This window comes from Bdellovibrio sp. HCB274 (assembly GCF_047306075.1).
Lineage (GTDB): Bacteria > Bdellovibrionota > Bdellovibrionia > Bdellovibrionales > Bdellovibrionaceae > Bdellovibrio.
Genome location: NZ_CP178623.1, coordinates 989,705 through 1,008,997 on the forward strand (window position 1 = coordinate 989,705; position 19,293 = coordinate 1,008,997).

At 47.4% G+C, this 19,293-nt stretch carries 16 protein-coding genes; 11 read left to right on the forward strand and 5 right to left on the reverse strand.

From position 1 onward, the window contains the following. Window position 1: 1 nt before the first annotated feature. Window positions 2–5,833, reverse strand: coding sequence for a hypothetical protein (locus ACLWNV_RS04850; RefSeq protein ID WP_413586783.1), 5,832 nt, complete (start codon window positions 5,831–5,833; stop codon window positions 2–4). 359 nt (window positions 5,834–6,192) lie between these two features. Between ACLWNV_RS04850 and ACLWNV_RS04855 the strand changes: the two genes are divergently transcribed. Then, window positions 6,193–6,516 (forward strand): hypothetical protein, encoded by a 324-nt coding sequence (locus tag ACLWNV_RS04855; protein WP_413586784.1) that lies wholly within the window; start codon window positions 6,193–6,195, stop codon window positions 6,514–6,516. Here the strand turns inward: ACLWNV_RS04855 and ACLWNV_RS04860 are convergent. Continuing rightward, window positions 6,501–7,058 carry a hypothetical protein gene (locus ACLWNV_RS04860; protein WP_413586785.1) on the reverse strand — a complete coding sequence of 186 codons (558 nt, stop codon included), beginning with the start codon at window positions 7,056–7,058 and terminating at the stop codon, window positions 6,501–6,503. The genes ACLWNV_RS04855 and ACLWNV_RS04860 overlap by 16 nt on opposite strands. Next, window positions 7,052–7,768, reverse strand: a complete 717-nt coding sequence (gene cobB / locus ACLWNV_RS04865; RefSeq protein ID WP_413586786.1) for a Sir2 family NAD+-dependent deacetylase — start codon at window positions 7,766–7,768, stop codon at window positions 7,052–7,054. The genes ACLWNV_RS04860 and cobB overlap by 7 nt, the downstream gene beginning before the upstream one ends. Window positions 7,769–7,857: 89 nt before the next feature. Here cobB and ACLWNV_RS04870 point away from each other — a divergent pair, with 89 nt between their 5' ends. After that, window positions 7,858–10,119 (forward strand): aconitate hydratase, encoded by a 2,262-nt coding sequence (locus ACLWNV_RS04870; RefSeq protein ID WP_413586788.1) that lies wholly within the window; start codon window positions 7,858–7,860, stop codon window positions 10,117–10,119. 55 nt (window positions 10,120–10,174) lie between these two features. On the opposite strand, the gene ACLWNV_RS04875 is transcribed toward ACLWNV_RS04870, so the two are convergent. After that, window positions 10,175–10,864: a hypothetical protein gene (locus ACLWNV_RS04875; RefSeq protein WP_413586789.1), complete on the reverse strand. Its 690-nt coding sequence runs from the start codon at window positions 10,862–10,864 to the stop codon at window positions 10,175–10,177. A gap of 126 nt (window positions 10,865–10,990) precedes the next feature. Here ACLWNV_RS04875 and ACLWNV_RS04880 point away from each other — a divergent pair, with 126 nt between their 5' ends. The 8 genes from ACLWNV_RS04880 to ACLWNV_RS04915 all read left to right on the forward strand — a co-directional run bounded on the left by ACLWNV_RS04880 (window position 10,991) and on the right by ACLWNV_RS04915 (window position 17,533). Beyond that, window positions 10,991–12,283, forward strand: a complete 1,293-nt coding sequence (locus ACLWNV_RS04880; RefSeq protein ID WP_413586790.1) for a hypothetical protein — start codon at window positions 10,991–10,993, stop codon at window positions 12,281–12,283. A 12-nt stretch (window positions 12,284–12,295) separates the two neighbouring features. After that, a complete protein-coding gene (locus ACLWNV_RS04885; protein ID WP_413586791.1) occupies window positions 12,296–12,679 on the forward strand; it encodes a YbaN family protein in 384 nt (127 codons plus the stop codon). Beyond that, complete coding sequence (locus ACLWNV_RS04890; protein WP_413586792.1) at window positions 12,676–12,945, forward strand: hypothetical protein; 270 nt, start codon at window positions 12,676–12,678, stop codon at window positions 12,943–12,945. The genes ACLWNV_RS04885 and ACLWNV_RS04890 overlap by 4 nt, the downstream gene beginning before the upstream one ends. 63 nt (window positions 12,946–13,008) lie before the next feature. Beyond that, window positions 13,009–14,046 carry a substrate-binding domain-containing protein gene (locus tag ACLWNV_RS04895; RefSeq protein WP_413586793.1) on the forward strand — a complete coding sequence of 346 codons (1,038 nt, stop codon included), beginning with the start codon at window positions 13,009–13,011 and terminating at the stop codon, window positions 14,044–14,046. Between the two features lie 80 nt (window positions 14,047–14,126). Continuing rightward, entirely contained in the window at window positions 14,127–15,161 is a 1,035-nt protein-coding gene (locus ACLWNV_RS04900; RefSeq protein ID WP_413586794.1) for a CapA family protein, read from the forward strand. 154 nt (window positions 15,162–15,315) lie between these two features. Next, on the forward strand, window positions 15,316–15,966 hold the full coding sequence (locus tag ACLWNV_RS04905; protein WP_413586795.1) for a tetratricopeptide repeat protein: 651 nt from the start codon (window positions 15,316–15,318) through the stop codon (window positions 15,964–15,966). Beyond that, entirely contained in the window at window positions 15,957–16,973 is a 1,017-nt protein-coding gene (locus ACLWNV_RS04910) for a hypothetical protein (protein WP_413586796.1), read from the forward strand. The genes ACLWNV_RS04905 and ACLWNV_RS04910 overlap by 10 nt, the downstream gene beginning before the upstream one ends. Further along, entirely contained in the window at window positions 16,970–17,533 is a 564-nt protein-coding gene (locus tag ACLWNV_RS04915) for a hypothetical protein (protein ID WP_413586797.1), read from the forward strand. Before ACLWNV_RS04910 ends, ACLWNV_RS04915 begins: the two co-directional genes overlap by 4 nt. Here the strand turns inward: ACLWNV_RS04915 and ACLWNV_RS04920 are convergent. Then, window positions 17,530–18,483 carry a lipid A deacylase LpxR family protein gene (locus ACLWNV_RS04920; protein ID WP_413586798.1) on the reverse strand — a complete coding sequence of 318 codons (954 nt, stop codon included), beginning with the start codon at window positions 18,481–18,483 and terminating at the stop codon, window positions 17,530–17,532. The genes ACLWNV_RS04915 and ACLWNV_RS04920 overlap by 4 nt on opposite strands. A 185-nt stretch (window positions 18,484–18,668) precedes the next feature. On the opposite strand from ACLWNV_RS04920, the gene ACLWNV_RS04925 reads away from it, so the two are divergent. Further along, window positions 18,669–19,157, forward strand: coding sequence for a hypothetical protein (locus tag ACLWNV_RS04925; protein ID WP_413586799.1), 489 nt, complete (start codon window positions 18,669–18,671; stop codon window positions 19,155–19,157). The last annotated feature ends 136 nt before the right edge of the window (window positions 19,158–19,293 follow it).

Genomic DNA, 19,293 nt, shown 5'->3' on the forward strand with positions numbered 1-19,293 from the left:
ATTAGAGACCGAACCACTTTTGCATATAGGTAGGCATATGGATCACACCAGCTTGTGAATCAGCCGATGATATTCCGACCACTCCGCTATCTGGAGTTCCTAAGTTTGCTCCTGAAAATTTACCGGCACAGCGAGTGTCACCGCCCGTCGTAATACCGCAAACCGCACCTTGGCGTACGTATATTTTATTATAAGTCACTCCAGGATCCGGGCTTTGAGGTGTGTTGACTGGCGTGGTCATACCATTCTCGTAACTCCCGGTTGCAATACCAATATACAATGGCGTCCCCCAACAGCGAAGATTTCCGGAAGTCTCAAGTGCACAGGTGTTCGAAAAGGCAGCGCTAACATCCATGAAGTCCCGAGTCCCGTCAACCAGTGTTGGAATCAGTTTATTGGTAGAATCTCCTGTGCCCAGTTGCCCGATACCATTCGAACCCCAGCATTTCAATTTATTTGCCATGGTGATAGCACAGTTCGAGTTGCCAGTAGAAATGAGTTTCTTATAGGAAACTCCGGAATCAACGACTGCGGGACGAGTTACATTCGAGGTTGAGCCCACACCCACTTGACCTTGGGAATTTGCGCCCCAGCATTTTATACCATCGGATGATGTGATGCCGCAAACGTGACTATCTCCAATTGCGATGTCCTTGTAGGTTACACCAGGATCTACTGTCGTCATGGTGGTTGCGTGAGTCGTGGTACCATCACCCAGCTGATAGTAATCGTTTCCTCCCGAGCATTTCAGAACTCCAGTTTGAGTGATTCCGCAAACCGTTTCATAATTCGAGGCGACTTTTGAATACTTATTAAAGTTATCGATGACGACGGGTCTTTTCGCGAAATTTCCTACGCCTATTCCAGTACCGAATTCACCATAACGATTGTATCCCCAGCATTTAATATATCCATCCGTTGTGATGGCGCAAGTATCCTGTCGATGGCCATCTGTGATTGATGCATAGTTGGTATTTGCATCAATCAAAATGGGCGCTGTTCTGCGGTTGGCAGTTGATGTGCGGTCACCAGAATGGCTGTTCATTGTGTCGTTACTGCCCCAGCAGTAAAGTTTGTTGCTTGCAATGCCGCACATGCGGGAACCATTCTCGGAACCGAGGCCATTGAGACCCGAAATCTGCGTGAAATTGAATTCAGGTTGCACCTTGGTAAAACGAGACAAATAGTATTGGCCTTGCATACCTAAATGATAAAAGTTTGCATTCGTTTCCATGGCGCCCCAGCATTTTAGCGCACCATCAGAAGTGATACCGCAAGATCGATGACCGGAAACCTCGATGGAAGTATACAAAGCGCCATTGTCACTAAGAACAGGGGTGCTGCGCAAAGTGTAGCTACCATCACCAAGTTGTTGGTTGTTATTATAACCCCAACATTTCACGGTTCCCGCCACGGTCAAGGCACAAGTAAAGTCGTTATTTTTGATCGTGTTCAATGTTTGGCTGACTGAAACTTTCGTATATGCTGGGCTGCTATCAACCACCACCGGAGTCATCGAGGTCGTCGTTGTGCCGTCACCCAATTGACTTGAAACGTTGGCACCCCAGCATTTCATAGTTCCGGCTGTGGTGATGCCACAGGCATGGCTTGTTCCGATTGAAGCGGCTTTATAGGCTACTCCGGCATCAACAATTGTTGGAGTTTGAATTAAAGTGCCCGTGCCACCCGCGTAGTCCGTACTTTCACCCCAACATTTAAGGACGTCATTTGAAGTGATGCCACAAGTATTGAAAGCTCCCGCCGTAATGAACTTATAGTCTTCGGTTGCATCGATGGACACGGCAGCCTTACTGACGTTGGTGCCATCGCCCAATTGATAACTGATGTTTCGGCCCCAGCAGCGAAGTTTGTTGGAAGTGGTGATGCCACACGCATGGCGATTTCCTACAGCTACGGATAAGTAGCTGTTTGCGGCGTCGATTAACATCGGAGTGCTCACGGTCGTGGCAACGCTCTCGATGTCACCCCAGCAGTACATGGCCCCCAAAGTGGTAATCGCACAAGTCATTTCGCGACCTACTGATACGGATGCATAACCTGTTCCCGGAGTTACAACATTAGCAAAAGATTGGAAGATCGTATTTCCGTTACCTACGGTGCCTCTGCCGTTATGGCCCATACAGCGAAGTGCATTGTCGCTGGTGATCGAGCAAGCTGTCATTGTGCTCATTTTAAAATCGGTGATCGTCAAATTGCTGTCGTTGTCCTTAATGTAGTATTGCGCAATATATTTTTCTGCCACAGACATCACATTGGAATTTGATCCTGTGATGTAGAAATTCAGAAGTTTTTCCCCTTCAACGATCGCGTTGTCAGGGAAGGAAACTGTGATGTTTTGCGTAGTTGATCCAGCAGGGAACGTAATAGTTCCTGAGGCGATATTGTGATTCGTCGGATTTACCGCATCCCCGCTGACTTTATAGTACACGTCGATGTCATAGTTTTTCGCCGAAGACATCGTAAGCGTGATCGTTTGATTCGCACTGCCTTCAATCACGCGGTTTTGCGCTGGTGACGATATTCCTACCAAGGAAAGATTTTCAACAATCCAAGGGAAGCTGAGTGCATCAGTAGCTGGCTGGAATGTGGTCGATGAACTTCCGCCAATTACACATAGAGTAAAGGGGCCTTCTCCAGAACTCGTATAGGTTAAAAGGGATGCTTTCGGTTGCGCTATACTATATGTAGCCGTCGCGCACGTGCCGGAAGTGATTACCGCGTACTTGTAGTGCGTGATATTAGATCCACTTACAGTGGCCTGAGTGTAAGTCTCGGAAGTTATGCCCGTCAGATAACCCTTAACAACCGGAGTAAGTCCTGTCGTCACAGAAAGAGCGATACTTTTTTGACCTCCCAAAGACAACGTGCTGCCCGGAGTTGGCAAAGTGATGTTGGCGTCCTGTCCATAGGAGTCTTTTAGAGTTCCACCATTCAAATTTAAAGAAGAAGTACTGGCGTAATCCAGGTCTGTAGACTCATCACCACTTTGAACTACGTAGTTAAAAGTTAAAGTGGGAGTTCCTGTACCTGAAGTGTAATTGATAACTCTGTCAGTCGTACCTGTCTCCAGCGTCAACTGTGGAGTACCAGTAACAGTTACGTTTTCGTCAAAGGTTACCTTTATTGGAATAGTCGCGCCAACATCGTAAACACCGTCAGCCGCACTTGAAGTCACTGACAGCAGTTGCGGACCTTGAGAGTCGTGCACGAATGAAGTCGCGGAACTTACGGTGGCCGAGTTGCTGGCATCGTCCCAGGCTTTAGTACAAACTTTGTAAGTTCCTGTGGAAGTCATCGTGTCAGTAATCGGTGTCGCGATAGAAATTTTGGAACCTGAGAATGTAGAGCTTGAAGTACAAGTTGTAACAATATCTCCAGGCAAGATAACAAAGTATTGGTACTGGGTTGCTCCAGAGCTGACAACTGTGATGTTCATGGCAGCGTCCGAGAAGGCCGGAGTATTACTAAGAGTTGGAACCGCAGGAGCCACGATGTCTTTGTAGTATGATGAAGAGGCTGAAGCAGAATTACCACTGGTGCGGGTGCTGGTTGCTACGATTTCGTACGGAGTGACAGCATTGTCAGCAAGAGTATTCAAATTGAGTGATGTCGACCAAGTACCACTGGGTGAATTACAAATTATCGTTTTAGTTACGGCCGTACTGGTGACGGTAAGAACAATATTTTTTGTTAGCTCTGAACAAGTTCCGCTCATTGGGAAAGAGGACTTGTTAATATTGTTGATCCACGTGCCAGCCACGGAACCAGTAATGGCTACAGTCGGAATAACGGAATCATGAGTGATTGAATCAGAAACGCAATTCGATTCATTACCATAAGTATCACGCGCTTTGAAATAAACAGTATTAACTGCATTCGCGGTCGCAAGAGTTCTGGATTTGCTTGCTGCATAAGTTTCCCAAGAGCCGCCAGTCAGGCACAGGGCCGAGTCAGTGACATACATTTCGGTGGCAGCTGTTACATCAATATCCAGAGTCACACTTAAAGAAGAAGTATATGCCGCACCACTATTAATGGTGAAAGAGTTAATCACCGGAGCCACAGTCTCTTTGGTGAAGGACTGAACTGCCGAAGTTGCAGTCGAGTGAGAAATAGTAAAGCTAATGGAACCGTCAGTTAATGAAGACAAATTCAAAGTTTTTGTCCAAGCACCAGAGCTACAAGTCACTGTAGAATCCGACAGTCCCGGCACAGCTATCGTCACATTTTCGCCAGCCTCAGAACAAGCACCAGAAACCGTAAATGCATTGGCATTGCCTAAGTTGATATAACTTCCTGCTGCAGGGGATGACAGGGACACTGTAGCCAATGTAATTACGTGTGTGATGTCATCGGAGTAGCATGGAGATTCATTGCCAGCAGCATCTCTAAATTTCGCATAAACAGTGTTAGAAGCACCTGCCGTAGGTAGCGTCCAGGATTTGCTCGCGGCAGACGTTTCCCAAGTGCCATTGGCAGAGCAGCCCGCAGTGTTGGTCACGTACATTTGGCCCGCTTCACTATATGTAAGGGTCAGGGACGTGACCAAATTAGATGTTGTTGCCGCACCTCCATGGATGGAGATGGAGCCCGTAGGTGCCACAGTGTCTTTGTGGTAAAGGGGAGAAGTAGCAGTTGCGGAATTGCCAGCGATATCAGAAATCGCCGCATCCAATTGGAAGTCACCTTGTGCAATCACTCCCACATTCAGAATTGCGGAAAACGAAGTTCCGTTACATGTCGTTGTTGCAGTGAAGCTGTTTGGGCCCGTTAACGTAATCGAACGGGCGTTTTCCGAACAGGAACCACTGATTGTGAATGCAGCTACGTTAGAGCTTGTTACGAAAGCTCCCGCCAGAGGAGAAGTAATCGAAAGCGTTGGAGCGGCGTCATCCAATAAAATAGAATCACTCGCACAAACCGTTTCGTTACCCCAGTTGTCGCGGAATTTTGCGTAAACTGTGTTTGTGGCATTGGAATTCGGTAAGCTCCACGAAGAGGAAGCTGCATAAGTAACCCATGAACCACCGGAAGAACATCCCGCAGAATTGGTGATATACATTTGCGTTGCGCCTGTCACGCTTGAGTTCAATGTCGCCAATGCAGATGTGGTTGTTGCCGCATCGTTGTTAATACTAAATGAAGTCAGCGTCGGAATCGCTGTATGACGTTGAACTGACGCCGTGGCAGAGCGGGAATTTCCAGCAGGATCTGCATGAGATGCCGAAATCACCACGGATGTTCCACTCAGTGAAGTCAAATCCAGGAATGTGGCAAACGCACCGGAAGTACATGGTGTGCTTTTGGTGACACCACTGACATCGATAAGAACCGGCTCACCTTCTTCAGAACACGAGCCACTGACGGAGTAGGCGGCTTGATTACCTGAGTTCACTACAGACTGCGTATTAAGAGCAATAGTAGGGGGAACGTTATCCAGAGTGATGTCGACGTCTTCCACAAGCTCTTCGCCAGCAGTTGAAGTCGCAGTGAATACAAGTTTTCCGATGTAAGTACTTGGCAGCACGCTTAAATCCACGCTCTGAGTCCAAGTGCTGTTCGCGTTACATGTAAACGTTGCTAAATTCGGGACAAGGTTTGAGGAGATAACGATCTGACTTTGCTTGGTGCAAAAACCAACGAAGGTCGCGGAGACAAGATTGGTTTCGTTGATGGCGCCGTTGGTGCTGCTTTTTGCAGTGAATGAGCCGATGTCGGTTGTGTCGTAAATGCCAAGCTCCATGGTACAGGCAGGCAAAAGTAGAGAGCACCCCGCAATAAATGCAGCAGTGAAATTTTTGGCGCAATTCATTCGAATTAATTCAAACTTGCCCATAGACTCCCAAAAACGATCAAGTGTTCTATGTAGTACTTATCGGCGTTTCCAGTGAAGTTTTTAGGATTCAGTGGGTGTAAGTTATTGAATACAGGCTTAGCATTTTAAACCTGTAATGATACAGCTACCGACCATTCTCAAAATGATACAGCTGCGAATTTCCCCAAAGGCGCCTCCCCAAAGGCGCCTGGCGCCTTCTGGGTCTGCGGTGCGTTGAGATGGGTGGGAGTGGTCTGGGTTTTCAGTGAGCTTTCGTTTTGGGTGGGATTCGGACTTCTGTTTGTTTGTCGGACACGGCGAGGGTAGGTTCGCCGCGTACAAAAGGAGTTCCGATTATGCGTATCTTTGCTTTGGTTTTGATGTCTGTGGTTTCTTCGTCAGCTTTTGCTGGCACTAATATGTGTGCGACTTACAAGTCCCAACGTATGTTGAATGCGATCAACACAGTGGCTGCTCGTGAAGAGATGAGTTTCGATGAGCTTTGCAATTTGCCGAAAGTTTTGGGTGTTGAAGCGATGCCATCACAAATCGTAAATACAAACGGCGAGGTGATTCCATACACTCGCGTGCAACTGCACATGTCTGAAACCAGCTGCCTTTACATGGTTCGCGATGCAGACCAAGTGATCACGGAAGCTCGCTGCTATTCCGCTTGGTAAGTCGCGCGTTTTACAAATGGAAATCGTTCGGTCAGTTGGTAGCGGGTCTGTGGCGTCTTGCCATCCAGATTACTGCTGGCCGTGCCCATAAAAATCTGCAAAGGTTCCTGGGCTTTTACCTGATAGGTTGTGTAAAGAATCTCGCCCTCGTCGGGAACTTTATACTCGTCACAAACAAGACCATTCACAGTTTTAGCAGTGCCGGTTTTCCAGTCTGAAAACCCACACCAATTGATCATGTTCAAAGCTTCAGTCACCCCGTCAGTGAGACTGGTGTAAGTGGCCTGCACCGTCGTCATGTCGATAAAGCGATCCACTGCTTTTACTTTGTATTGAAGTTCATAAACCAGGTAAGCCTTAGTGCACTTGTCATCTTCGTAAGCCACATGGGAAAACGTCCAGCGAGCATCCTGAATCGAAAGATTCGTAATCAACGAGTCATCTTCCATCAGATGACAGGCCTTCACATAGTCGCCATTGATATTCATAGCTTGAGGCGCCGCAAACAATACATGAGTCAAAAGAAGTGCAAGTTTCAACATGATTCCCCCAATATTTGCCTAACGAGCTTCGGAAGTTCCACTGAGGCGGGGCCGACAAGCTGCTCCGTAAAGGCTTGCGAAATGTTCGTGTCTTTCACGTTGATTTCGATCTTGCGCGCCTTCCAGGCAAGCTGCACGAAGCCCGCGGCAGGGTAGACGTTGCCACTGGTGCCGATAGAAATGAAGTAATCAGCCTTTTCCAAAGCCTCATAGATTTCATCCCGGTAGTAGGGCATCTCGCCAAACCAAACGATATCGGGTCTCAATGCGCCCTTGATGCCACATTGAGGGCAACTCTCATTTGCTTCAAGATCCTCTTCCCAGACCATCGTTTCTTCGCAAGAAAGACAGCGGATTTGGTCCAAGCGGCCATGCATGTGCAGAACATTTTGCGAGCCGGCTCTTCGATGCAGATTGTCGACATTTTGCGTGACCAACAAAAAGGAACCTTCCCAAGCCCGCTCCAGCTCTGCCAGAGCCAAATGAGCGGCATTAGGCCGTACACTTGGATCTTTCAGTTGAGATCGTCTCGCATTATAGAACCGATGAACCAATTCCGGATTTCGAGAGAATGCCTCGGGAGTCGCCACATCCTCGATACGATGATCCTCCCACAGACCGTTTTGATCACGAAAAGTGCGAATTCCAGACTCTGCCGAAATCCCGGCACCTGTTAAAATAACGATGTTTTTATAGAGGTGAGAGTTCAAATTTATGCCTCGTGACAAGGTGTTCAACTCGTTGAGCTTTCAACTGATTTTCATTAGGATGTGGCGTTCTTTACAGAAAGGCAATTACAATGGCTTCTAAAATCGAAACTACACCAGATATGGTGCAGAACGTTTACAAGAAGACAGCTGAGCGTATCGCAGTTGTTGGTAAGCGTTTGAACCGTCCTTTGACTCTTGGAGAAAAAATCCTTTTCGGTCACTTGGACGATCCTCAAAATCAAGAATTGGTTCGTGGCGAAAGTTTCTTGCTACTTAGACCAGACCGCGTAGCAATGCAGGATGCGACAGCGCAAATGGCTTTGTTGCAGTTCATGCTTGCTGGAAAAGATGAAGCAGCCGTTCCTTCCACAGTTCACTGTGACCACTTGATCCAAGCTTACAAAGGCTCGGGCGTGGACATGACAGTTGCCAATCAAACTAACAAAGAAGTTTATGACTTCTTGGCAACAGCTTCTTCCCGTTACAACATCGGCTTCTGGAAACCAGGCGCTGGGATCATCCATCAAGTCATCCTTGAAAACTATGCTTTCCCAGGTGGTTTGATGATCGGTACAGACTCTCACACTCCAAATGCGGGTGGTTTGGGTATGTGCGCAGTAGGTGTTGGTGGATCTGACGCTTCTGACGTGATGGTTGGTCTTCCTTGGGAAGTTAAAAATCCAAAATTGATCGGTGTCCACCTTAAAGGTAAATTGGGCGGTTGGGCTTCTGCAAAAGACGTCATCTTGAAACTTTGCGGAATGCTAACTGTTAAAGGTGGTACGGATAAAGTTGTTGAGTACTTCGGTGAAGGGACTTCTTCAATCTCTTGTACTGGAAAAGCTACGATCACAAACATGGGTGCTGAACTTGGTGCGACTTGCTCCGTGTTCCCATACGATGACCGTATGGCTGCTTACTTGAAATCAACGGGTCGTGATGAGTTGGCTAAAGTAGCTGATGCTCACAAAGATCTTTTGTCTGCGGATGCTGACGTAATCGCAAACCCAGGCAAATACTTCGACGAAGTTTACGAAATCGACTTGTCTGCGCTTGAGCCACACTTGGTGGGTCCTCATACTCCAGACTTGGCTCGTCCAATTTCTGCACTTAAAAAAGAAGTGGCTGAAAAAGGCTACACAGTTAAGATTTCTTCAGCGCTTATCGGTTCTTGCACGAACTCTTCTTACGAAGACATCGGCCGTGCCGCATTCGTAGCAAAACAAGCGATGGAAGTTGGCGTGAAAATGGAATCTCCATTCCTGGTTTCCCCAGGTTCAACACAAATCCAAAACACTATTGAGCGCGACGGTCAAATGGCTACGTTCAACGAAGTGGGCGCTACAGTACTTGCGAACGCTTGCGGTCCTTGCATCGGTCAATGGAGACGTGACGACATCAAGCCTGGCGAGAAGAATACAATCGTAACTTCTTTCAACCGTAACTTCCGCGCGCGTAACGATGCGAATCCAGAGACTTTGGCGTTCATCGCAAGTCCTGAAATCGTAATGGCGTTGGGTCTAGCAGGTCGTTTGGATTTCAATCCTCAAACTGACGAATTGGTTGGGCCAAAAGGTTCTATCAAATTGCAAGCTCCAGTGGCTCCAGAGTTGCCTGCTAAAGGCTTCATCGCTGACACTGAAGGTTACCAAAAACCAGCAGGTGCTACAGCTCAAGTTGCTGTGAATCCTTCTTCAGACCGTTTGCAACTTCTTTCTCCATTCACTAAATGGGATGGTAACGACTTCGTTGATAATTTGGTTCTTGCGAAAGCAAAAGGCAAATGTACAACGGATCATATCTCTCCGGGTGGTAAATGGTTGAACTACCGTGGTCACTTGGACAACATCTCTAACAACATGTTGTTGGGTGCGGATAACGCATTCACAGGTGAAATCGGTAAAGGCAAGAACCAACTGACTGGCGAAACTGGTATCGAGTACGCGCAAATCGCACGTAACTACCAAAAAGCTGGCAAAGGCTGGATCATCGTTGGTGACGAGAACTACGGTGAAGGTTCTTCCCGTGAGCACGCAGCGATGTGCCCAAGACATCTTGGCGCAACAGCGGTAATCACTAAATCATTCGCACGTATCCATGAAACAAACTTGAAAAAACAAGGTGTGTTGGCTCTGACTTTCGCTAATCCAAAAGATTACGACAAGATTCAGGAAGCAGACAAAGTTTCATTGGTAGACCTTAAAGATCTGGCTCCAGGTAAACCTGTGAAAATGATCTTGAAGCATGCTGATGGTTCTACAGAGACGATCGAAGCGAAGCACACATACAACGCAGAACAATTGAAATGGTTCCGCGCTGGATCTGCTTTGAATCTTATCCGCGGCCTGTAATAGGCTTCGGATTAAAGGAAATTTTAAAACCCACAGTGAATAGCTGTGGGTTTTTTTATTTTGTGGGTGACCAGCAAGTCGGGCGGGCAGAGTTCGTGGCACTTGCGATGAAAGTATCCAGGCGGCATTGCGGGCTGCCGTAATCTAAAAGCGTTGAGCTTACACGAGAAGAATCTGTGGCGCTGAATTTTGGTTCAGCCGCGCCGTTCGCAAGTACCTGCCATTGAAGTTTGGCGATAATGAAGCCCGCAATCAAAGCGCGGCGGCAGACTCGTGGGTCTGGCTGCCCCAGACACAGTTGCTTTAAGTCGTACTCATAGGACGGGGGCAAGGTGATATTTTGTTCCGCGATTGCGGGAGCCATCTTATTAAAACAGGAATGAATCGAGTAGTAATCAGCGGCACCCTCGCCCGCAGCCCATCCAGGTGCCCCGAAAGATCCTGGGAAGTAAGGTTTTTCACCCAAGTGATGGCCGACCTCATGACAAACCATTATAGCCAAACTATCCAATGTCGTGGCCTGTTCGCGGGCTAAGCCCCCGGACATCACGATCAGTCGGGCATCATCAAAGCGCATTGCTTGCGCGTTCACAGTATCGCTGTCCCAGCTTCCTTGAAATTCGATGCCGGGATACTGCTTTTGAAATAGTGAAATCAATCCCGAGAAATCAGATTCAGAAACTTCAGCAAAAGCGGTTTGTGTAATTAGAGAACCCAATACTAGCAGGCTAAGTAGGTATCGCATTAAAAGGTCCTCCCAAAGGGTGAAAGGACCACTATAAAGGCTTGTTTCCAAGAGCAAAACCCTGCTGGAAATCTTTCCAGCACTGTCAGGGAAACTGACAGCCACAAAGCCCACATAGGGAGCATCTTGACAACAGTTTGCGGCACCCCTGACAGTCCGGCTTATACGAAATCCCATGGTATCAATGAGTTACCTTTGCAAATTGCTGGTCCACTAATTGCTTTAAAGACCGCGATTATGAAAAACACAGTACGTTTTATCCTATATATTACGTTGATGCTGATCCCGGCTTTCTATGCTTTTGCAGAGGAGCAGGGGCCTCAGGACTCTATTGAAACGGAATTGGTTGAAAAGACCCTGGAGTCTGCCAAGGTTTCAGATAAAGACCATACCGTTATCAAACTTTCTGAATCCAAAGTTTATACTTTGGATGCCTATCCTGATGTGGAATTAATGAAGGAAGCTCTGGGATTGAATGTCCCGGAAAAAGTGCGCGCCGAGATTTTGGCCCGTGGTGGAAAGATCGAAAATGTAAATCCGCTGGAAGCCTATGAGAAAATGTCGGATGAACATAAAAAACACTTCCGCGAGATGCGTCTGCATTTCCTGACAAATGCTGCAAGAATTCTGAATTCAACAAAGTTTGCAATGGGAGCTGGAAGCCTGGTTGGTGATGGTTTTAGCTTTGTAAAAGTGAACGTAAAAAAAGCTTTCGGCAAGGGAGCGGCAGTAGTTGAAAAAGAACACCTGACGTTTAAGCAAAAAAGTGACAGAGCAGTTTTGAATATCCTAAAAGGCATGGACTATAAGCTTTGGTCCCAAGCTCCTCTTTTGATCGATTCAAATGAGTTTGGATTAAGCGTATCCGTAGGCATCGTTGCTGAAACGGGCGTCTTAAAAAAAGGTGCCGGTGGTGCTGAGGAAGTTGGATTCAGTCTTGCGGTGAACAAGCAAAAGAAAGCTTTTGTGTTCGAGATTTTCCACAACTCAGAAAAGTTTGATAATACCAAGGCTGCAGTTTCCGTGATTGGACTTGTTGGTAAAGCCGGTATGACGATGGGTCACCGTGAAGGTGCAGAGACTTTAAAAGGTCACTCCTTCTATCCACCCGCGATTCCTGGATTCAGTATGAATTCGCCGGAGTATTTTGCTGCAGGGCTGAGCAGCAGCTTGGGACTTCCGCCTCCGCCGTTAGCGGATCTTTTGACCTTTACAAACAAATTTGAACGACAGGCCTTGATTCGCGTGACTGTGTCACCAGTGGTTAAAGGTTTCGTGCGTGTTCAGTTTGGTGATGTGAAAGGTTCCTTTAAAGCGGTGACCTTCCGTTTCGTGGATATGTTTAAAGCGATCGCTTATAAAGTTCATTTGCTAAAGCGTCCAATGATGTGTTCTGCTGTATTTTCAACAGCCGGATAAAGGAACGCTCTTGTGCCCGAAGTCGTCAAAAACTCAGCCTTAAGATTCAGTCTTTTTGCAGTGGGAGTGACGGCTTTGATCCTGGGGGCCGTCGGTGCATTTTTGCCGGTTTTGCCCACGACTCCTTTTGTGATTTTAGCAGCGTTCTGTTTTATCAGAAGTTCACCTAAAGCCCATGCCTGGCTTTATCGCCAGCGCCTGTTCGGTCCGGCCCTTCGTGATTGGGATCATCACCGGGTGATCTCCAGAAAAGCCAAGATTCTGGCCATCACCATGATGTTGATTTCGGCGGCCGTGATGTGGGTAAGAATTAACAACCTCATTTTAAATTCAATTATTTCCCTGATTCTTTTAAGCGTCGCGGTTTTCATCCTTACACGAAAAGAGCAGCCATGAGCTTAGAGCAGTTCTTCACCGACCTGATTAAAAAAGCAGAAAACTCAGAGGAGATCACCAATGCCGGAAAGGACGAAGGCGGCTTCTATAAGCCAACCCGAACCATCCTGCTTAGACATTTACAGCTGCTGAAAGATCTTCATCAAAAGCCTTTGGCGAAGCCAATGCTTCGGCAATCGTGGGAGTATGTTACTGAGCACGTGCCGGCAGAGTGGCTCGTTCCAACTGACAAGTCCGATCGCGAAGAACTTAAGAAAATGCTCTGATCAGTTACAGCTTCGCCGCATTCATTTTGCAATACACAGCAAACTCCCAGAACATCCGTATATATGCGGATCCTAAAAAGCATTTCATTAAACATCATGGGAAGCCTTTTGACATTCACTGTGGGAGTGGCAAAGGCCCAGCCAACGGAAGGACCTGCGGGACTTACCGGAAAATCGGTAGTGTTCGTCGCTTCAGATTTAAGAAACGGTGGAGTCCGAACCGTCAGCGAAGCCTTTGCGGAGGCCGCAAAAACTCTACACTGGAAGCTGAAAATTATTAACTGCATGGGAAACAAAAACCAAGTTTCCAGAGCCATGCAGGAAACCGTGAACAGTAAAACCGACGGCATTATTCTGGGCGGTTTTGACGGCGCCGATTACCGCACTCAATTGAAACACGCAAAAAGCAGAGGAATTAAAGTTGTGGGCTGGCACGCGGCTGCGAAGCCCGGGCCCAACCAATATATGTTCGTCAACATCACAACAGATGCCGAGGATGTCGCCGCCGCCGCCGCTGCACAAATCCCGCATTATGGTGCTAAAAGCGGGGGAGTGATCCTTCTTACCGACCGCGATTACTCGATGGCAACTACAAAAACTTTGGCGCTTAAACGCGCGATCGAAAAGTTAAAAAACTTCCGCCTGTTAATAGTTGAAGACCTTCCCTTATCCCGCTCCGATCAGAAAATTCCGCATTTGGTTAAGTCCTGGAATCAACGATTTGGAAAACAATGGACTCACACGGTTGGTATCAATGACCTTTACTTTGATCACATGGCAGAGGCGCTGCATACCGTAAAAAGAGAGGACGTCGTGGGGATTGGGGCGGGTGATGGCTCGCCAGAAGCTATTTTACGGGTCCGCCAGGAAGTGTCTCCCCAGCTTGTGACTGTGGCGGAGCCTTTGCGCACCCAGGGCTGGCAGTTGGTGGATGAACTAAACCGCGCAATGGCACGAGAAAAACCCAGCGGCTATCAGACAGAACTGATCATCGTAAGTCGCCAAACTCTTAACGGACTCAAAGCGGAGAACATCGAAGAAAAGATTCCCTATAAGAACGCTTACATGAAAATCTGGTTCCCCGATAAGAGTGTTGAATAAGTATACAGCCTTTGAAATTCCTACTGTGCTCCACTCCTTTGGGGGCCAACTTCTGTAGGATCTTGTATAACCGTTCTGTAATGAAATCACTTCTGCTTCTTCTTATCTCCATGGTTTTTTCTGTATCAGCACTGGCCGAGTCAGAGTCCTTTGTGACGATCTCGGCTGTCGGTGATGTGATGATGGGAACAGACTACCCGACCGATAAACTTCCCGATGATCAGGGGCGAAAGCTTTTTAAATTTGCAGAAGGCTATATCAAAACCGGAGACATTCGCTTTGCGAATTTTGAAGGAACACTGTTTGACGGTGAAAAGGGAGCGGGCGCTAAAAGCGAAGGCAGCAATCGCCACTTGTTCCGCACTCCCACCGAGTTTGCTCGCACTTTTGCGGATGCAGGATTTAATGTCGTCAGTCTTGCCAATAATCATGCGATGGATTTTGGATCAGAAGGCCTTCGTTCCACTCTGCAAACCTTGCGCTCTTATCAAATTCAATCTTCAACCAAACGTGGTGCAGAGGTTGCAAGTTTCAATGTGCGCGGAATTCGCGTGGCTGTGATTGCAACGGACTACTATTCGGGTCCTCGCAGTATTTCGAGGCCTGAAAAAACCTATCAGGAGATCCGCGAACTTAAAAAACGTTTTGATATCGTAATCGTTTCAGCTCACGCTGGCAGCGAAGGTTCTGACGCTTTAAGAACTCCCAATCAAACCGAATACTACATGGGCGAAAACCGTGGAAATTCGGTGGCCTTTGCCCGCGGAGCGATTGATGCCGGGGCAGGGTTGATTCTTATGCATGGACCCCATGTGCCGCGTGGACTTGAAGTTTATAAGGGTCATCTGGTGGTTTATAGCTTGGGGAATTTTGCGACCGAGCGTGGAATCAGTGTGCAGGGAGCCGCGGGCCTTGCGCCTTTGCTTTTAGTCAAATTAGATCCCAAAGGCCGCTTCCAAAAAGGTTCTATTACGTCGTTTGTGCAGAACCGTGAAAAGGGTGTGGTTTACGATAAAACCCAGGCTGCTTACAAGCTGATGCAAAGCCTGTCGTATAGTGACTTTGGCCGTTCGGCTCCATTGTTCGACCCCACCACAAGTATGATCTATCCGTAACGAAGTATGAAATATCTATATCTCCGAGTCTGCATCGTATCTATTTGAATAGACTAAGTTTACTATGTGCGTCATGCGTTGGATCCCCCTCCTTATTTTGATCACTTTGCTGAGCGCTTGTAATTCGGAAAAGCCCGAAACGCGCGAAGATAAAATGAACCGAGGTTTTGAATACCTCGATCAGCAGAACTACGACCAGGCGATTTCGTACTTTCAAAAACTCGTGCAAGAAGATCCTCATCCGCAAGTTCGTATGGCGTTGGCTTCAGCCTATGCGGCCCGCGCGGGAATTCGTTTTGATAGCATTTATAATTTCGTCGTCGTTAAACACCAGCCAACGATGCAGCTGAAGATTTCGGGTTTAAATTTTTCTGCGCAAACCAACGAAGTCATTCATCAGCTCGAAGAATTCCTGGCTCAGTGGGAGCAAGTTCCCACCGTCACAGTTTCTGGTCGCAGCGATATTGAAAAAGCAGTGATCGCACTTTCAAAAACTGACAACGCCGGCGCACGCCTGTACAGCGCAGTCCTTCGTGTGGTGGCATTGAAAGCAAATGTCGCTGATGGAATTTTGTCCTGGAATTTACAAACTCAAAGTAAAAATAGGAAAACCTGCATTCAGGATGTTCGCCCGTGGTGGGAATGGGCCGAGCGGGTTTTAAAATCCTTGGACACGTTGGGATTGGATTTAGCAAAAGCATTCCCTAAGAAAAAATCGGAACTTGAAAACTACCGAGCACAATTGTCTGAGGTAAGAGTTCAAATGTCCCAGGTGAAAATCCCAGTGGGGGAGCAATGCTTTTAAAAGTCGCTGCTTTCTTGCTTCTAGCTGCATCCTCGATCGCGCAGGCGGGAGCCTTGCCGGGATACCTGCGCGATGGCGGCAGTCGTTTCCTGTATCGCTCTTTCGGTTCCACTTGTTATTCAATGGACAGTATCGAACGGGGACTGCCGTGCAACCCGGCGTTCATCGCCAAAAACGACAAACAACGCTTTCAAAGTGATTTGTTCTTAGGTACCAACATGGATTACCTAAGCGACGTCGAAGACATGGTTAACGGTCAGGCGACTCCCGAGCAAGTGAACCGCATTTTCTCCCGCCGGGATGCCTCGCAAGCAGAAGCCTCGTTAGAAGCTTCGTTTCAAGCGCGCACTTGGGGGCTTTCGGTCGAGCCCTATCGTATGGTCTTTTACACAGACATTCATAATCCTGCGTTGCCCGCGATTAACTTTATCGCAGCCGAAGAGCAGAACATCCGCCTGCAGCTGTCTTCTTACGTTCGCGAAAACTTTTACGCAGGCGTGCAGCTGCGCTACTCCCACGTTAAATTCGTTGGCAACTACATCATGCTGACGGAAGCCTTCGCTGCTGACGCTGAAGAGATCTTTCGCTCCCGCGCCCAGAACCTGGTTTTTATCGAGCCCGGTGTTGTCTATGCCTGGGATGAAGAAAGCTGGCAGCCGCAAGTTTCGGCAATGCTTTCGCAGTGGGGCTTTGCCGATGAAAAATCTGATCAGTATCCGGTGAAACCTCAAGGCATGTTAGGGGCTTCGGTAAAGCCACCAGTCGGCTTGGGAGTTTTGGAAGTGGGCACGCAGTTCGCGATTCACAGTGATACTGAACACTGGCAGGAAGCGTTTCGCGCCGCCATGGCGTATAAGATCGGAATTTTGCAATTGGCTTTAAGTGGCGGGCAGCGTGATCACTCCGCAGGCTTTATGCTGGTTTATCAAAACATCACCAGTGGTCTATCTTATTGGGGCCAGGATCAGGATAACGGCGTTTATATTTCCTTCGGAGTGCAGCTATGAAGATGTTAATCGCTTTCATTATGCTGTCGTTTCTGTCGCTCCAAAGCCACGCCTTTATGAGTAGCGATACTGGCTATCAGGGCCTTCCTGAATGGTCAGACTTCCGTCAATTCGTAAAGCAGCAACAAGAAGAAGACGAGCGAATGGGAGTCAGCTACATGATCTCGGGTGGTATCGCAGCCTTGGGCGGTGTTGTTGGTTATGACTTATCTAACGATCCCTTAAGCCGAAGCGTCTATGCACTGACTTCAACTGTCGGGATCGCGGCCATCGGATTGGGAGCAAGTTACTATTGGACAGGAAACGAATATGATAGCTTCTATTATGCTTTGGAAAACTCCAGCATCTCCATTCAGGAGAAAAACCGCATCCTGCAAAAATTTTTAGAGCGCGAACGCGATAAGCGTGAATCCCGTCGCTGGATTCGTGTGGTGACTCACTCGCTGATTGCGGCTGTGAACTTTTACAGTGCTTCACGCGAAACGAACGGGGACGTAAAGCCGGTGTTTGTCTTCCTCGGAACCGTGAATACGGTTCTGGCCGTCAGCTACGCCTTTTAAAAAGATCTAAGATAACTTAAAGAGATATTCCCACGGGCATCAGGCGAGGTTTGAGTCTTAAATCTCTTGGTGCTCATCTCGTAGCTATAACCCAGCTCCACATCCCAGAAACGAATGACGAGGCCCGCACTGCCTGCTGTGACCAGAGGACGCTTTTCAACCGAAGCGCTGTCACCGTCGGAATTTCCATCCAGGAAGATATCGCGCGCCACGATTTTTTCATAAATGCGAAACACTGTGAACAACGAGAAATCACCATCGTAAATATCGACGGTGCGATAGCCCATATCATCAGGAATGTTGTAACCCCAGCGCAGAATTCCACCGACTTCCAGATGCGTATCGACGTTCCCCAAGGAGCCGCCATAGAAGTAAATGAAATCTGAGTCCGCGGCTCCCTCGTAGCGATAAGGCATCACCGCTTGTTTCATCTTCACGTTAATACCGAACTCATTGTGCAGCTGATAGTCCCAGCCTTGGGCTTGATCGACGCCAATTAAGTTGTGATAAAAATTCTGAGTCTCTTCACCAAGAGCTGCTGGGCCTACCACTCCCAAATCTATTTGATAGATATTAAGAAGATTCCCTTCACGTGTGCCCATCGCGGTCGTAAAAAACAGCCATCCTGCATAGGGTTGGTCATCGGGATCGGGGATTGGTGCCTCTGTATCTTCAGGAGTGTAGATGAACTGGGAGAGCGCAAAGCTTGAATACAACTTCGTCGATGGAGAGAAGCTGTCTTCAAAGCCCTTCGCAAATCCAAACAGACCGCTTTGAATAATACCTATAGATAAGTTGCTCGTAAGATGACGATCCGTGTGCTCGGGGCCTGTGAAATAGTCGTTGCCAATATCTAAAACGATCTGTCTTCCACCCTCATCAGCGCGTGCTGAATAATTAAGCAGACTCAGAAGTGTGATAATTAAGAGTGTAAATTTCTGTGGAGTCACAAGTCCTCGTATCTATTGATAACTTTACATTACATAGGACACTTTACCTGTAATGTTAAATGGAAAGATTTCATAAATCAGGTGAAATTTACGCATCACGCAAAATCGAATTGTCTTTGCGCGTAAACGAGGGCATTTAGGCGGCACAACAAAAAAACATCATTCAAACCTAATGGAGAATTAGAATGAAAAACATGATCCTTGCTATCGCCGCTCTTATCGTTGGTCAAACTGCTAACGCAGCTATCTCTGCAAACTCTTCTTGGGAAGAAATCTTTGCAGCTAAAGGTCCATACCAAATCGTAGCTCCAGCTGTATACATGGGCCGCGCTATTGATTACACTTTCGTTTGCGTTGATGGTAACGAACTACGCACTCAAAAGCCAGTAGACATCGTTGTTACTAAACAACCAACTAACCAAAACGGTCGCACAGAGTTCGAAGTTGTTGGTTCTGAAATCCTTTCTACTCCAATCAACTACACTCAAAAAGAATCTTTCTGTGATTCTACTAAAGGTGACAAAACTGTTTGCCGTGACGTTGTTTACACTGGCACTTACCCATTGACTGTTAACGTAAAAGTTTACTCTCAAGTTGGTAACGAAGCTCCAGCTCGTTTGCTTTTCACTAAAGCATACACAGTTCCAACTTGCGACAACGCATCTGTTAACTAATTAATTTAGTTAAATTGGAATAGCTTAAAAAGCCCGCTCTCGAGCGGGCTTTTTTTTGCCCAAAAGGTGCCAGGTCCTATTTACGTAGGCAGTGCGCCATTCTCTTGGGAACAGTTTTCCTTGTCTTACCTGAATC